A 15,219-nucleotide genomic window follows, 5' to 3' on the forward strand; every position below is an offset into this window, starting at 1 on the left:
CGGTGAGCCCCCAAGCATTTAAGCCACGTTCGCGTACTACTTGGCGCGAACCGGAATGCCGGTGAAGGTCGGCTTCATGGTCGCTTCAAAGAAGTCATTGCCCTTGTCATCGACAACGATGAACGCCGGGAAATCTTCGACGTCGATCTTCCAGATAGCTTCCATGCCAAGCTCCTCATATTCGACGACCTCGACCTTCTTGATGCAGTCCTGCGCCAAGCGGGCGGCCGGGCCGCCGATCGAACCGAGGTAGAACCCGCCGTGGGTGTTGCAGGCCTCGGTGACCTGGCCGGAGCGGTTGCCCTTGGCCAGCATGACCATCGAGCCGCCGGCTGCCTGGAACTGATCCACGTAGGAGTCCATGCGACCGGCGGTCGTTGGGCCGAAGGAACCCGAGGGCATGCCCTCGGGAGTCTTCGCCGGACCCGCGTAGTAGACCGGGTGGTCCTTCAGGTACTGCGGCATCTCTTCGCCGGCGTCCAGCCGTTCCTTGATCTTGGCGTGCGCGATATCGCGAGCCACGACCAGCGGACCGTTCAGCGACAGTCGGGTCTTGACCGGGTATTTGGACAGTTCGGCCAGGATCTCATCCATGGGCTTGTTCAGGTCGATTTTGACCACGGAGGATCCGCCGGTGCCGGAGACCCCAGCGGTTTCGTCGTCGTGCGCGGCGATCGCCGGGTGGTTCTCATCTGGCATGAAGCGCGCCGGATCGGTTTCCAGCTGCTCGACGAACAGTCCGTCGGCGGTGACCTTCGCCATCATCTGGCGGTCGGCGGAGCAGGATACCGCGATAGCCACCGGCAGCGAGGCACCGTGGCGTGGCAGGCGCACCACGCGCACGTCGTGGCAGAAGTACTTGCCGCCGAACTGGGCGCCGATGCCGAAGTGGCGGGTCAGCTCCAGCACCTTGTCTTCAAGCTCCGTATCGCGGAATCCGCGTCCGGTCATGGCACCCTCGGTGGGCAGCGAATCAAGGTATTTGGCCGACCCGTATTTGGCGGTCTTCAAGGCCATCTCGGCGCTGGTTCCACCGATGACGATGGACAGGTGGTACGGCGGGCAAGCGGCCGTTCCCAGCGAACGCAACTTCTCATCCAAGAACCGCAGCATCGCATTCTCGTTGAGGATCGCCTTGGTCTCCTGGTACAGGAAGGACTTGTTGGCGGAGCCGCCGCCCTTGGCCATGAACAGGAACTTGTAGTCGGTGTCGTGGCAGGCCTTGGTGTCTGCGTACAGGTCAATCTGCGCGGGCAGGTTGTTGCCGGTGGCCTTCTCTTCCCAGGTGGTGATCGGGGCGAGCTGCGAGTAGCGCAGGTTCAGCCGGGTGTACGCGTTGTAGATGCCGCGCGATAGCGAAATCTCGTCCTGCTCTTCGGTCAGCACACGCTGGCCGCGCTTACCCATGACGATTGCCGTTCCGGTGTCCTGGCACATGGGCAGGATGCCGCCGGCGGCGATATTTGCGTTCTTCAGCAGATCCAGTGCCACGAACTTGTCGTTCGGGCTGGCATCGTCATCGTCGAGGATGTTGCGCAGCTGCTGCAGGTGGGCCGGACGCAGGTAGTGCGAGATATCGTGCAGTGCGGTTTCGGCCAGCTGTTCCAGTGCCTCGGGGGCTACCTGCAGGAAGTTCTTGCCATCCGGTCCGGCGACAACTTTGACGCCCTCGGAGGAAATCTTGCGGTATGGGGTCTGATCCTCGCCAATTGGCAGAAGATCTTCATAGCGAAATTCAGGCATGCTCAGTCCTTGGAAATGATGATGATTGCTCTTCAACTATTTTAGGCCTTTGCGCCGATTTTCCTCATTCGGCGTTTGCACCTGCGGGTTTGGCGCGACATGCTTGAGTACATGAGCTCCGATAACAGCAACGCCCCGCGGGACGGACGCAATCCCGACGACCAGCCGAATATGGTCGTCGAAACGCCAATGGACAAGGAACGTGAACGTCCCAAAACGCACTTCGAGATGATGTTGCAGGCCGGACTTAACAAACCCGAACTTTCCGGATCCGTGATCAGCGCTTTCATGACCGCCGAGGTTTACTTCCTCTCACGCGAGGAGGTGACCGAGGAGAACAAGAACGCTCAGCCGATGCTGCTCACCAACCCGGCTGGGGCCGCAATGGTCGCGCTGTTTACCGGTTTGGATCGTATCCCTGGCTCCTACATCGACATGGCCCCCTATGGAGTTAAGGTTCAGGGTGCCACAATTGTGCGCGCGCTGGAAGGAACCGGTTTCGTGGTGAATCCGGGAGATGAGCTGAGCTTTGAAGTTCCAGCGGATGGAGTGGCCATCCTGAAGGAGGAACTGCTCAAGGAAAAACGGGCCGAGTAAGTTCGGGTCAAAATTCGGACATCTTGGTTCGCAGATTTCTGACCTGCGTTTTCGTAGGATAAGCTGGACTTCGCCCGGGCCGCCAATAGGCCGCCCGGAGCATTGCGGGCGTAGCTCAATGGTAGAGCGCTAGCTTCCCAAGCTCGATACGCGGGTTCGATTCCCGTCGCCCGCTCGCATTAGGCCGAACGTCGGGACACCTCAGGTGTCTCGACGTTTTGCGTTGGCATCCCGCGCCTTATCGAACCGAGGAGTTTCCATGACCGGTGTGCTGTCAGGATTCTCAATCATCTGGATAGTGATCTTGGTGGGTTACCTGGTGGGTCGCACCGGAGTGCTGGGCGAACAGGGACGCCATGTGCTGAGCCGCCTGACGTTTTTCGTCGCCAGTCCGGCGCTGTTGTTTGTCACCTTGGCCGAGTCAGAACCGGTGGCCGTACTGGGGCCGCTGATGTGGGTTGCCGCGATCTCTGCCGGTTTGACGGCTCTGGCTTACCATCTGGTGACCTATAAGTGGCTCAAACGCGAGCCGGCCGAACGAATCGTGGCGGCCATGTCGGCCTCCACGGTGAACTCCGCGAATCTTGGCCTGCCCATCGCCTTGTACGTGCTTGGCGACGTGTCTCATGCGGCGCCCATCATCCTGTTTCAGTTGGCCCTCTACCAGCCGATCAATCTGGCCATGCTAGATGCTACGACCAGCACACATCGCACTACCCCGATAGCCTTGGTGGTTGCCACCGCGAAGAACCCGATGATTATCGGTTCGATGCTGGGACTGGTGGTGGCGCTGACTGGATTCGAGGTTCCCGAATTGGTATTGGCACCTATCGAACTAATTTCTGGTGCGTCGATTCCGGCCATGCTGATGGCATTCGGCATCTCCCTGGTCGGCTCCAAACCCTTGGAAAAGAAGTCCGGACGCCGGGCAGATGTATTGCTGGGTTCGGTTGCGAAGCTATTCTTGCAGCCGCTGCTCGCGTGGCTGGCCGCCGCCTACCTCTTTGGCCTTTCCGGTGGGATGCTGGTCGCGGCGGTCATTATGGCCGGGCTACCCACCGCACAGAATATTTTCGTCACCGCGCAACGCTACGAGCGTGGTGTGACGGTCGCCAAGGATACGGTGTTAATCACCACTATCTGCGCCGTCCCCATGATGATGATTCTGGCATTGCTCCTCGGGCTTTAGCGGAAGATTCGGCGACGGATGATCGATTCCCAGAAGAAGATATATGACATGTCAGTTGCTTCATAGGTTTATTCACGGAAATCTTACGGAATACCCGGTAAGTCAGCACCGTTGATCTGGGTAGAGAACACCTCGTCACCTCGAAATGTTAGGTCATCATGAAGCGCACAGCTCCCCTTCTGGCAATTACGGCAGTACTCGCACTGGCACTGAGTGCATGCGGTGCCTCAAGTACAGACTCCGCCAGCTCCCCCGCCGCGGATGAAAACCTGCTGCAGCATGTGAAAGACAGCGGCGTGCTGACCGTGGGCACCGAAGGCACCTACCGTCCCTTCTCCTTCCACGAAGGCGATCAGCTGACCGGTTTTGATGTCGAAGTTATTGAGGCAGTCGGCGATCAGCTCGGCGTAGAGGTCGAGTTCCAAGAAACCCAATGGGATGGCATTTTCGCCGGCCTGGAAGCCGGACGATTTGACGTCATCGCCAACCAGGTCAACGTAACCCCGGAACGGGTTGAGAAATACCTGCTTTCCGAGCCATACAACTTCTCCAGCGGTGTCATCGTCACCAAAAGCGAGAACACCGACATCACTTCCTTCGATTCGCTGGACGGTAAAACCACTGCGCAGTCGCTGACCAGTAGCTTCCACGATGATGCCAAGGATGCGGGCGCCAAGATCCAGGCGGTCGAGGGCTGGGCCCAGGCCGTCACGCTGCTCAAGCAGGGCCGCGTTGATGCCACGGTCAACGACAAACTCACCTTCCTGGATTCGCAGACGACCAACCCGGATGACAGCATCAAGATCGCTGCCGAGTCCGAAGAGAAGTCCGAGACCGTCGTCGCCTTGAAGAAGGACCAGACCGAACTTCGCGATGCCATCAACACCGCATTGGAGGAATTGTCGGCTGACGGGACCCTCACCAAGATCTCCGAAAAGTACTTCGGCGAAGACATCACCAAGTAACTAGCCTCGATCGTCGCACCTCGACACGTAAGCTGGCCCAAGGACCCACTTTGGGCCAGTGTCCGCTGTCTAGGACGGGAAGATAACAAATGGATTCACTCTGGCAGCTAGCCTTGGATTCGCTGTGGCCGATGGTCAGCGGCGCATTAATGGCCACCATTCCCCTGACCTTGATCAGTTTCAGCCTGGGCCTGGCGTTGGCGTTGATGGTCGCGCTGATGCGGATCAGCTCGAACAAGCTGGTCTCCGGAATTGCCCGTGGTTATATTTCGATCATCCGCGGCACCCCGTTATTGGTCCAATTGTTCGTGATCTTCTATGGCTTGCCCTCCTTGGGAGTCACCATTGATCCTTGGCCTTCGGCTATTTTGGCGTTCACCCTCAACGTCGGAGGCTATGCCGCGGAAATCATCCGCGCCGCAATCCTGTCGGTGCCTGGTGGGCAGTGGGAGGCCGGTTACACCATTGGGATGTCCCGCACGCGCACCCTGTATCGGCTCATCTTGCCGCAGGCGACGCGTGTGGCAGTACCGCCGCTGTCGAACACCTTCATTTCGCTGGTTAAAGACACGTCGTTGGCATCGATGATTCTGGTGACCGAGATGTTCCGGCGTGCCCAGGAAATCGCCGCTACCACCTATGAATTCATGCTGCTATACCTCGAAGCGGCAGCCATCTATTGGGTCATTTGCCTGATCCTTTCGGCAATCCAGGACCGCATGGAAAGCAGGCTTGAAAAGTATGTCGCCTAGGAACCCCACCCCCTTGCTCAACGTCACCGGGCTGCACAAGGCATTTGGCAGCAATCAGGTTTTGCGCGGCATAGATTTTACCGTGCATTCCGGTGAAGTTGTAGCACTCATTGGACCGTCTGGTTCGGGTAAAACTACCGCACTGCGTTGCTTAAACGGCTTGGAAAATCCGGATCAAGGAGTCGTAGCTTTTGCCGGTGGCCCCGAGGTGCGCTTTGCCCCTGGGCTTTCACCTAAGAAGGCCCAGGTGCTCCGCGATCGCTCAGCGATGGTTTTTCAAGGTCACCATTTGTTCCCCCATCTCACGGTGCTGCAAAATGTGACCATTGGCCCCTTGCAGGTGCAGCGCCGGCCCCGCGAAGAGGTGATGGCTAAAGCCAATGAATTGCTGGAGCGGGTCGGCCTTTCGCAGAAGGCCGCGGCTTATCCTTCTTCGCTCTCCGGCGGTCAGCAGCAACGTGTGGGCATCGTGCGGGCGCTGATGCTGCAGCCGGATCTGTTGCTTTTTGACGAGCCAACCAGTGCCCTGGATCCGGAACTTGTCGGCGAGGTGCTGACCGTGATCAAGGAGTTGGCGCAGGAGGGATGGTCAATGGTGCTAGTCACCCACGAGCTGGCTTTTGCCCGTGACGTGGCCGATACCGTGGTGTTCATGGATGGTGGAGTTGTGGTCGAGCACGGGTCCGCCGCCCAGGTTCTCGGTAATCCATCGCATCATCGCACCAAGGCTTTTATGCAGCGGCTTTTGCATCCCTTCTAAGTCTTCTACGAATTTTTACGTGCCGTTCTCCCGATAGCGCCACGCGATGCGTAGGCTATGTGCATGGTTGAAAGTACCTCGCAGGAGATCATCGCGCAGCTTCGGGCTGGTTACGCCTTTGACGGCACATGCCTGGAGCTTGGCGCGGCAATTGTCGCTGGAACGCCGGAGCCTGAGGCTCAAGTTCGTGTTCCCTTAAGAATGCTCAACCGACATGGCATCATTGCCGGTGCCACGGGCACCGGCAAGACCGTCACCTTGCAGGTGATGGCAGAGCAGCTCAGCGCTCAGGGCGTGCCGGTCTTCTTGGCGGATATCAAGGGCGACCTGGGCGGCCTGGCCCAGCAGGGAGAGCCCAGCGACAAACTCACCGCACGCCTCTCGGGTATCGGCCACGAGTTCACCGCACGAGCGAACCCGGTGGAATTCTTGACCCTCGGCGAGGGCACCGACGGGCTTTCGGTACGTGCCACCATTGATTCTTTCGGCCCGATCTTGCTTGCACGCGTTTTGGAACTCAACGAGACGCAGGAGGAATGCCTCCAGCTGGTTTTCCACTACGCCGACCAGCGTGAGCTGCCCATGGATGATCTCAAGGATCTCAAAGCGGTCTTTAATTTCTTGCTCTCCGATGAAGGCAAGCAGGATCTCGAAGGTCTCGGCGGAGTTCCTGCCGCAACGGCCGCAGTCATCTTGCGCGGACTGACCATCATGCAGTCACAAGGCCTAGATAAATTCTTCGGCCAGCCCGAATTTGATACCGACGACTTTTTACGTTTCGACGAGGCCGGGAACGGCATCATCAGCTGCCTGGAACTGCCCTCACTGAATCGCCAACCGTTGCTGTTCTCCACATTTATGATGTGGTTGCTTGCCGACCTCTTTGATGACTTGCCAGAAGCCGGCGATCTGGACAAGCCAAAGCTCGTCTTCTTCCTCGACGAGGCGCACCTGCTGTTCAAAGACGCTTCCAAGGCATTCGTCGATGCGATCATTTCGACCGTTCGCCTCATTCGCTCCAAGGGTGTTGGGCTGTTCTTCGTCACGCAATCGCCCGCGGACCTGCCCGACGAGGTGCTCGGCCAGCTCGGCAACCGGATACAGCATGCGGTACGCGTCTTCACGCCTAAGGACGGCGAAGCACTCAAGGCAATTATCAAGACCTTCCCTGCTGGTCCTCTGGACCTGCGCCAGGCTCTCACCCAAGCCGGGGTTGGCGAAGCGGTCATTACCGTGCTCAATGAGCGCGGTGCGCCGACGCCGGTGGCTTGGACCAAGCTCACCTCGCCGGGCTCACACATTGGTCCACCGTCCCCGGAAACTCAGGCTTCGCTGATCGAGACTTCTGAGCTGGCAGCAAAATACGCCACGGCGGTCGATAGGCATTCGGCCATGGAGATGCTCAATGGCCAACCGGCGGCCACAGAGCCGGCAACACCGGCTGCGGCGCCGGGCTCCGGTACTTCGGATGCGCAAGATGTCGATGCCGAAGCACGCCGGATCGCGGATTCAATTCTTGGCAAGCCCACTTCGGTACCGCCCAGTTCGCAGAGCCCGGCCGAACAGCCACCGGTTGAATCCACGCCGCCGTCTTCGTCACGTACAAAATCACCGTCGTCATCCTCCGCGCCCCCACAACGCTCCAACGATTCTTCAAACAATCAAGTCAACCCGCTGATGGACTTCGCGATGGACGCGGCGAAGATGGTGGGGCGCGAAATGCTCCGCGGCATGTTCGGCACAAAACGCCGACGACGCCGACGTTGAGTTACAACCTCTGAACGGAAACCCGCTAGCCTGATTAATAATGAAATCTCGTATCTCCGTGCCGCGCCTTGCCCTGCGCTGGGCAACTGCGGCCATCATCATCGTTGCACTGGCGGTAACTAGCGCCCTTGTTGCCAACCGCACGCTGTTCTCAGCAGAGCATGCGGTCGAGTCGTTGCACAAGCATCTGCTTGCCGGTGAAGGCGCCGAGGCGCTTGGCCTGATGGGTGCCCAAGTCCCCCAGGGCGACGCCGTAGCACTCGACGGCGAGGTGCTCAAACGCACCCAAGCGGGGATTACGGAATTCGACGCGCAGAAGGCCGATTCTTCCGAGAACGACCCGGATTTGCATACGGTCACCGCCACGTACAAGGCCGACGGTGTCGAACAAGAATCCACCTATACGCTGCGCCGCACCGGCAAGTCCTGGCTGTTCTTCGACCAGTGGTCCTTTGAACCGGTGATGCTCCCTACCGTTCGGGTCAAGGCCAATACCGTCAACGAGGTTGCCGTCAATGATCAAAAGATCCCTCTGGTCAAGGGGGTGAGCACCCTGCCGGTGTTCTACCCCTCGATTACCGACGCGAGCTTCAGCACCAAGAACTTCGAAGCCGACACCCGTGGAGTAGTAGTGACCGGTCCGGCCAAGGAACCGGTGGAAATTTCCTTGAAGACGCAGCCGACCAAGGAATTTATTGCGCAGGTCAATTCCAAGGTACGAACCTACCTCAATGAATGCGCCGCGCAGCAGGTACTGATGCCTTCGGGCTGCCCCTTCGCCTATCACACCCCCTCACGGGTGAACCCCGAGACCATCGAATGGTCCATCGCGAAATACCCGACCATTGAAGTCAATTACTACAATGGCGCGTGGGTGCTCAGCCCGTTGAAAGTGACGGCAAAGCTGTCGTTGACCGAGCAGGACCTGCGTACCGGTACGCTGGAAAAGAAGACCGTGAATGAGCAGTTCTCCTTCACCGCGCAACTGACCACCAGCACCTCCGAAGTCAGCGTGGTTCCGGTAGCAGGCACCGAGGAATAAGCCCGGCTTAGCCTCGTCGTTTGCGAACCGGTACGAGTTCTCTGAACTGGGTACGCAATGGCACCGCATCGGGACGAAAGCGCTGCCAAACCAGCAGGGCCACGACGCTGACCAGCAGCGAAAGCACCGCGCCGAATGCCACCGCTGCGCGCACCCCCAGCAGCTCGGCGAGCCAGCCCACCAGCGGCGCGCCCAAGGGTGTTCCGCCTTGCACCACCATCAGATAAAGCGCCAGAACTCTGGCCCGGTACTGTGGCGAGACAGAGGTCTGCACCATGGTGTTGCAGCTGTTGAGGAAGGTCAGCGCGCTCAGCCCGACGAGGACCAGGCTCGCCGCGAAGAGCAGATAGTGCGGCATGAACGCCGAGAGCAATGCGGTCGCACCGAAGGCGATGCCGCCACCGATCACGAATCGCCAGCGTGGCCTCGAGCGACGTGCCGCCAGCAAGGCGCCGGCAAAGGTGCCGACCGCCATGATGCTGCCCAGGATTCCGTATTCTGCTGCGCCCACCCCAAACACTTCGGCGGCCATCATCGCGTTGGTCATCTGGAAGTTCAGCCCGAAGGTGCCAATGACAAATGCCATGGCAAAGATCAACAGCAGGTCCTTGCGGTTTTTAACATAGCTGAATCCCTCACGCACCTGCCCCTTGGCGCGCGCCACGGGTTTGGACTGGCTCAGTTCGGAGACTTTCATGGTGCTCAGCGAGAACAGCACCGCCAGGAAGGACAAACCGTTGAGCAGGAAGGCCGGGCCGGTCCCGACCAAGGCGATCACCGCACCGGCAATTCCAGGTCCCGCGAGCCTGGCAAGGTTGAAGTTGGCGCTGTTCAACGCCACCGCGTTTGTCAGATGAGTGCCGGGCACAATCTCGGAGACGAATGCCTGACGGGCGGGGGCGTCAAAGGCCGATCCGATGCCTAGCAGGGTGGCAAGGACATAGACATGCCACAGCTGAACCGTTCCGGTGATGACCAAGGTGCCCAGCACCAGCGCGCAGAGGCCCATAAAGGTCTGGGTTGCGAGCAGGACCTTGCGTTTGTCATACCGATCGGCAACCAGGCCGGCGTAGGGGCCGAGGAGCAAGATGGGCAGGAACTGCAGGCCGGTGGTGATGCCGGTGGCCACCCCGTCATGATCTGTCAGCTCGGTGAGCACCAGCCAGTCTTGGGCCACGCGTTGCATCCAGGTTCCGATATTTGAAACGAGCGCACCGATAACCCATAAACGATAGTTCGGCACTTCCAGTGCCCGGAACATCCTATTTGCCACGAATTAATTAGCCGAACACCAGATGTTTCGGCTCCTCCCGTCGGCATCCAGTCTAGCGACCGGGCAACGCAAAATTGGTGAGGTTTCCTCAATTTCCTGTCACTTAAATACTCGGGGCGCACCAAGTCGTACTTGGTGCGCCCCGAGCTGAGTGCGTGATCGCTAGTTCACGCCACGCAGATCAAGCAATAATTCGTTGTCGCCGCCGGCATCGAGTTCTACCGGGATGCCCCAATCCTGCTGGTACAGGTGGCACGCGGCATGATCTGGGATCTCGCCGCCTGGCTCGCCATCGCAGGCCGCCGCGCGTGCGGTGATATGCAGGACGCCGTCGGTGATTTCAGGGTTCAGCACCAAGGTACGCGTCAGCCCCACCGAGGTACCGGAACCTTCGAGGATCAGTTCCTCGGGGCTGGCCGAGATCTTCAGCTGTGTCGGGTCGCCCCAACGGTCATCGAGCTTCTGGCCCTTCGGTGCGGCGAAACGCACCAGGATCTCGTGGTTGCCGGACTGCACCTTGGTCTTCGGACGCTGGGTCTGGCTCGCACCCTCGTCCACCACTAGTGCCTCGGCAGGAACCGGGATACGGATCAGCTGGTGGGTGTTGGTCTCCACAACCAGCAGCACCGGGGCCCCATCGACTGAATCGTCCAGCAACACGTCTGCAGGTTCCTTCAGCCCCTTGGCCAAGGTCGAAACCATACCGGTCACCGGGTCGAACCGGCGCACCGCACCATTGTAGGAGTCGGCCACCGCGATTGAACCATCTGGCAATGCGGTCACGCCCAGCGGGTGCTGCAGGCGAGCCTGCTCGGCTTCGCCATCGCGGAAACCGAAATCGAAGAGTCCCGCGCCAATCGCGGTGTGCACCGCGACCGCATTGCCCTGCGCGTCGATTTCCAACCGGCGCAGGGCGCTGGTCTCCGAGTCGGCGATCCACACATCGTCATTGGTGTCCAGGCTCAAACCCGAGGACTGGGCAAACCACGCTTCGAGCGGCTTGCCGTCGGCCAGGCCTTCCAGGCCGCTGCCGGCAAAGACATTAACCGCGCTGGTGACCGGGTCGAAGGAGAAGATCTGGTGCGTGCCGGCCATTGCGATGATGACCTTGCCCGAAGGGTGGTAGAGCACGTCCCAGGGCGAGGACAGCGAGATGTTCAGCGCGTCGCTGCCAAGCTCGGTTGGCTGCTGTTCTTGGCGGGCGTTCTCCGCGTCCAGGAGGCGCTGCACTCCATTGCCTGCCACGGTTCCGACCGCCCCGGTGCTCAACTTGACCGAGCGCAGCCGGTGGTTGACGGTATCGGCGACGATCACGTCGTAGCCGACCTTCGCGGCAAGTTCCGTCGGCAGTATGGCCAGGCCCTGCAGCTCGTTGAACTGTGCGGTATCCGCGTCGCCATCGGCATAGCCCTTGACCCCTGCACCGATGGTGCGCACCACGGTGCTCAGGTCATTGCCCAGCTCCACGAGGCGGTGGTGGCCGGAATCGCCGACCAGGAAGTTCCCGTTCTCCAAGGCGATTGCCTTGCCCGGGAAGCGCAGATCCCCTTCGCGGGCCTCGGGCGCCACGTAGGGTCCGTCGCCGCGGTGCAGGGTTCCCTTGGCCTCATGCTCTGCCACGAGTTCGTCGACCAGGGAGCCCAGCCCCTGGGCATGGCCCTCGCCGGAAAGGTGCGCCACGATGTAGCCTTCGGGATCGAGCACCACCAGCGTCGGCCAGGCGCGAGCGCCGTAGGCCTGCCAGGTGACAAGCTCTGGATCGTCAAGCACCGGGTGGTGGATTTCGTAGCGTTCCACGGCGGCGGCGAGCGCCTCCGGGTCTGCCTCGTGCTCGAATTTTGGCGAGTGCACGCCTACGGTGACTAAGACATCGGAGTACTCCGCTTCCAACGGACGCAGTTCGTCCAGCACATGCAGGCAGTTGATGCAGCAGAAGGTCCAAAAATCCAGAAGGACAATCTTGCCGCGCAGGGCCTCGAGATTCAGTTGTTCACCGCCGGTATTCAGCCAGTTGCGGCCCACCAGTTCGCTGGCCCTGACCTTGTAGTTTGCGCGTACCGAGTCGGAAGTTGCACTCATGATTGTCCTTTCAAGGCGACTTCACTATCTAGATGCGACAGTGAGATTTCAATTATCTGCCACTAGCCCTGCACCGCAGAACAGTATGAAGCGATGCTAAGCCGTTTAGAGCTGAGCGATTGCGGTGTCCATGATGGTCTTGGCTACGTCGTTGAACTCTTGCTCGGCCAGCGAAGCGGTGGACATGAATGAAACCATCACCACATAGTCTCCCTTGCTCTGCAATAACACCAGCGATTCGCGGGCGTTCGCGGAATCTCCGGTGCGTGTGTAGTACAACTGAGACTCGACCTCGGATATTCCGGGGCTGGAGAACTTCAGCGTCTCGGTGTATTCCGGTCCGTTGAGCTTCACGCTCTTGCATTCGGTGCGGATCTCCAACACGGTGCGGTAGTGATCCTCGAGCTTTTCGCGGTTTTTCACCTCGGCGACTTCGATGGAACCTGCAATGTTCTGCGCCTCATTGGTGAAGTCGGTGCGCGCAACCTCGGTACCCAGCTGCGCCGGGGACCAATTCAGTTCTTCGACCGGTTCCGAGCACTGCGCGGGCAGCACGACCACACCCTTCAGCGTGTCGGTCGGGGCAACCGCGAGGCCTTCGAGCTCCTCCGCGGTAATCTGACGTGAGTTGGGGAAACCCAGGGTCGCTGCCATCACCGCACCGGTGGAGGCAACCACCTGCGCCTTAGTCAGTTCGGCTTCCGCGGAGCCTGATGGCGCTGGATCCTTGGCCGATTCGCTCGGTGGCTCGGTGGCCTTTTGGTGCGTGAGGTCATCAGGCATTTCAGTGCCAGCTTCTTGGGCCGAGCAGGAGGAAAACAGCAGTGCCCCGGCCAGCATTCCGGCGGTCAGCTTCCATACCTTAGCGGCCACGATATTCTCCCTTTGTATCTTGCTGCTTCATCTTCGCAAACATCTCGTTGTAGGCTGCCAGCTCGGCATCTCCATCACGGTCAGCCTGGCGGTCATATCGCTTGGTGTCCTTCTTATCTTGGCGCAGCCAGGAAACCACCACGAACATGGCCAAAACCAAGGTTGGCACCTCTCCAATGGCCCACATCGCCCCGGCGCCCACCACTTGATCCTCCATCGCGGTGCCGCCCCAGGTGCGCCCCATATTGCCGTACCAGTCCGGAGCCAACAGGTTTTCGTTGCCCATCAGCGCCACCCCGAAGAAGGCGTGGAAGGCGACGGTGGCTAGGAGCACGATCAGTCGCATCGGGTACGGGTAGCGTTTAGGGATCGGGTCCGCATCGACCAGCGACAGCGCGAAGATATAGCCGGTGAGCAGGAAATGCACGTTCATCAGTTCGTGCCCCGCGTGGTACTTCATCGCGATTTCCAGGATCGGCGTGAAATAGAAAACGACAATCGATCCGGCGAACATCACCGCGGCGAAGATCGGATGGGTAACCACAGCCGAATACTTCGAGTGCACCGCCCACAAGATCCATTCGCGTGGTCCACGCGTTCCGTCGGTTCGTGAGCCAAGCACCTGCAGGGCCAGGGTGATCGGGGTTCCGAGCACCAAGAAGATCGGCGCAATCATGGTCAGCGACATGTGGTCGACCATATGGACCGAGAATTGCACCTTGCCATAGACGGCCAGCGCACCACTGGTGATGTAGAACAGCACCACCAAGCCGATGATCCAGCTGAAGAGCCGCGGGAAGCTTGGCTTATCTCCGCGTCGACGCAGGAGGATAAACGCCCAGAGGTAGAAGGCCAGCAGGAAGAAGCACACCGCAACCCACAGCCAATCCAGGCGCCAGACGGTCAACCAGCTGGCAGTGGTCGGCGGCGCCGGAAGTTCATAGCCGGTCAGCAGACGCGCGGGGGTGGCCTCCACCGGGGGCTGGTCATCGGTGGGCGGCGCGGTCCGTGCCAGCACCGTAGCCAGCGACATCGTGGCGCCCATCAGGATGAGTTCGGCCAGCACCACACGCCAAGCTGCATTGAGTGTCGTGAGTTTCCCGGCCAGCAGTTGCGGAATGACGTGGCGGCGGTGCATGAAGCCTAGGAAACCCAGCACCAGCGTCAGGACCACCTTGGCGATCACCACTAGCCCGTAGCTCGAAAGCCATTGGTCCAGCTCGGTGATGCGGATCGTTGCAGAGGCCAGACCGGATCCCACCATCAAGACAATGGCGACGGTTGCCAAGGCGGAGAAACGCTTGAGCACCAGCCCGGCAAGCACCGGACGGGATTCGAAGCGTCCGGGGGCCGCGGAAGTCAGCGTCGGCGAAAGCAAGGCCAGCACCACGATGCCGCCGAACCAGATGACCACGGCCAACAGGTGCAGGGCAATGGAATTCACCGCGCCGTAGTGGTCATCTCCGCCGGCAGCGTGGCCGATAAATGCCATGGGGACAATGCCGAATAGCGAAAACACCGCGGCCAGTCCCACCCCGGTGTGGGAACGGATGGCCAGGGCCAGAGAACTAGTGATCGCAGCAATGACGATCATCCAAGCCCAGGCCCGGCCGGTGGCCAACTGCAGAATGTAGTCAAGAATTGCCGCGGTATAGCTCGCGTCGAGGTTCATCGGGACACCGGCCAGGTCCCAGAAGGTCAGCAGCAGCACGGTAGCTGCCGCGAGGGTCCACACCACACCGGCGCCGGCGGCAATGTTCATGGCGCGGTTGAAAGCCGGATGGCTCTGGCCCACCTCTACGCGCGCGTCGTCGACGCTGGGGCGCCGGATCTTGGTGCTGCGGGGAAGTATGACCGCGGCAAAGATCAGCGCAGCGATGGTGATTGCCATGGAGCTGTGGTGGATCGCTCGGGAGATGGGCAACGCCCAACGCACGAAAGCCCCGGGGTCTGCGAGCTGGCTGGGAGCGGCGATTCCGGTGAATAGCGCCGCGCCGAGGAAGACCAGCGCCATAACCGGGATTGCCGGTAGCAGATATCGCGATATGGAGGGTTGCTGCGGTGCCGACCTGGTCGCCGGTGGCTTTGGAGTTTGAGTGGCCATAACCTCTCCATCATCTCACTTGCATTTACCCGGCTTTGAATCGGGTAGTGGTTTTAGGCCGGTGAGGCGGTGCAT

At 60.1% G+C, this 15,219-nt stretch carries 12 protein-coding genes and 1 tRNA gene; 8 read left to right on the forward strand and 5 right to left on the reverse strand.

Annotated elements, in window-relative coordinates; all coding sequences use genetic code 11:
• Positions 1 to 36: 36 nt before the first annotated feature.
• The gene (locus CQ015_RS10685; protein WP_096283286.1) at positions 37 to 1,743 is read right to left on the reverse strand and encodes a fumarate hydratase; all 1,707 of its coding nucleotides are present in this window, start codon (positions 1,741 to 1,743) and stop codon (positions 37 to 39) included.
• A 111-nt stretch (positions 1,744 to 1,854) separates the two neighbouring features.
• Here CQ015_RS10685 and CQ015_RS10690 point away from each other — a divergent pair, with 111 nt between their 5' ends.
• The 8 genes from CQ015_RS10690 (at position 1,855) to CQ015_RS10725 (ending at position 8,815) form a co-directional block, all read left to right on the forward strand.
• Complete coding sequence (locus CQ015_RS10690) at positions 1,855 to 2,340, forward strand: SseB family protein (protein WP_181150397.1); 486 nt, start codon at positions 1,855 to 1,857, stop codon at positions 2,338 to 2,340.
• Between the two features lie 104 nt (positions 2,341 to 2,444).
• A tRNA-Gly gene (locus CQ015_RS10695) sits at positions 2,445 to 2,515 on the forward strand.
• A gap of 84 nt (positions 2,516 to 2,599) precedes the next feature.
• On the forward strand, positions 2,600 to 3,529 hold the full coding sequence (locus tag CQ015_RS10700) for an AEC family transporter (protein WP_105553283.1): 930 nt from the start codon (positions 2,600 to 2,602) through the stop codon (positions 3,527 to 3,529).
• A gap of 158 nt (positions 3,530 to 3,687) precedes the next feature.
• Positions 3,688 to 4,494: an amino acid ABC transporter substrate-binding protein gene (locus CQ015_RS10705; RefSeq protein WP_105553284.1), complete on the forward strand. Its 807-nt coding sequence runs from the start codon at positions 3,688 to 3,690 to the stop codon at positions 4,492 to 4,494.
• An 89-nt stretch (positions 4,495 to 4,583) separates the two neighbouring features.
• Positions 4,584 to 5,246: an amino acid ABC transporter permease gene (locus CQ015_RS10710; protein ID WP_105553285.1), complete on the forward strand. Its 663-nt coding sequence runs from the start codon at positions 4,584 to 4,586 to the stop codon at positions 5,244 to 5,246.
• Positions 5,236 to 6,006: an amino acid ABC transporter ATP-binding protein gene (locus CQ015_RS10715; RefSeq protein ID WP_105650085.1), complete on the forward strand. Its 771-nt coding sequence runs from the start codon at positions 5,236 to 5,238 to the stop codon at positions 6,004 to 6,006. Before CQ015_RS10710 ends, CQ015_RS10715 begins: the two co-directional genes overlap by 11 nt.
• Before the next feature lie 63 nt (positions 6,007 to 6,069).
• The gene (locus CQ015_RS10720) at positions 6,070 to 7,773 is read left to right on the forward strand and encodes a helicase HerA-like domain-containing protein (protein ID WP_105553287.1); all 1,704 of its coding nucleotides are present in this window, start codon (positions 6,070 to 6,072) and stop codon (positions 7,771 to 7,773) included.
• Between the two features lie 40 nt (positions 7,774 to 7,813).
• Positions 7,814 to 8,815, forward strand: coding sequence for a hypothetical protein (locus tag CQ015_RS10725; RefSeq protein WP_105650086.1), 1,002 nt, complete (start codon positions 7,814 to 7,816; stop codon positions 8,813 to 8,815).
• Between the two features lie 7 nt (positions 8,816 to 8,822).
• On the opposite strand, the gene CQ015_RS10730 is transcribed toward CQ015_RS10725, so the two are convergent.
• From CQ015_RS10730 to CQ015_RS10745, 4 genes are all read right to left on the reverse strand, one after another.
• A complete protein-coding gene (locus tag CQ015_RS10730; protein ID WP_374954987.1) occupies positions 8,823 to 10,088 on the reverse strand; it encodes an MFS transporter in 1,266 nt (421 codons plus the stop codon).
• A 162-nt stretch (positions 10,089 to 10,250) separates the two neighbouring features.
• Positions 10,251 to 12,167, reverse strand: coding sequence for an NHL domain-containing thioredoxin family protein (locus tag CQ015_RS10735; RefSeq protein ID WP_105650087.1), 1,917 nt, complete (start codon positions 12,165 to 12,167; stop codon positions 10,251 to 10,253).
• A 105-nt stretch (positions 12,168 to 12,272) separates the two neighbouring features.
• On the reverse strand, positions 12,273 to 13,040 hold the full coding sequence (locus CQ015_RS10740) for a hypothetical protein (protein ID WP_105553291.1): 768 nt from the start codon (positions 13,038 to 13,040) through the stop codon (positions 12,273 to 12,275).
• The gene (locus CQ015_RS10745) at positions 13,030 to 15,144 is read right to left on the reverse strand and encodes a cytochrome c oxidase assembly protein (RefSeq protein ID WP_105650088.1); all 2,115 of its coding nucleotides are present in this window, start codon (positions 15,142 to 15,144) and stop codon (positions 13,030 to 13,032) included. Before CQ015_RS10745 ends, CQ015_RS10740 begins: the two co-directional genes overlap by 11 nt.
• Between the last annotated feature and the right edge of the window lie 75 nt (positions 15,145 to 15,219).

It is taken from the genome of Arthrobacter sp. MYb221, assembly GCF_002979835.1.
In the GTDB taxonomy this organism is placed as follows: Bacteria; Actinomycetota; Actinomycetes; order Actinomycetales; family Micrococcaceae; genus Glutamicibacter.

Coding starts and splice junctions, on each gene's coding strand:
- CQ015_RS10685 (WP_096283286.1), bottom strand. CDS start 1,743: ATGCCTGAATTTCGCTATGAAGATCTTCTGCCAATTGGCGAGGATCAG.
- CQ015_RS10690 (WP_181150397.1), top strand. CDS start 1,855: ATGAGCTCCGATAACAGCAACGCCCCGCGGGACGGACGCAATCCCGAC.
- CQ015_RS10700 (WP_105553283.1), top strand. CDS start 2,600: ATGACCGGTGTGCTGTCAGGATTCTCAATCATCTGGATAGTGATCTTG.
- CQ015_RS10705 (WP_105553284.1), top strand. CDS start 3,688: ATGAAGCGCACAGCTCCCCTTCTGGCAATTACGGCAGTACTCGCACTG.
- CQ015_RS10710 (WP_105553285.1), top strand. CDS start 4,584: ATGGATTCACTCTGGCAGCTAGCCTTGGATTCGCTGTGGCCGATGGTC.
- CQ015_RS10715 (WP_105650085.1), top strand. CDS start 5,236: ATGTCGCCTAGGAACCCCACCCCCTTGCTCAACGTCACCGGGCTGCAC.
- CQ015_RS10720 (WP_105553287.1), top strand. CDS start 6,070: ATGGTTGAAAGTACCTCGCAGGAGATCATCGCGCAGCTTCGGGCTGGT.
- CQ015_RS10725 (WP_105650086.1), top strand. CDS start 7,814: ATGAAATCTCGTATCTCCGTGCCGCGCCTTGCCCTGCGCTGGGCAACT.
- CQ015_RS10735 (WP_105650087.1), bottom strand. CDS start 12,167: ATGAGTGCAACTTCCGACTCGGTACGCGCAAACTACAAGGTCAGGGCC.
- CQ015_RS10745 (WP_105650088.1), bottom strand. CDS start 15,144: ATGGCCACTCAAACTCCAAAGCCACCGGCGACCAGGTCGGCACCGCAG.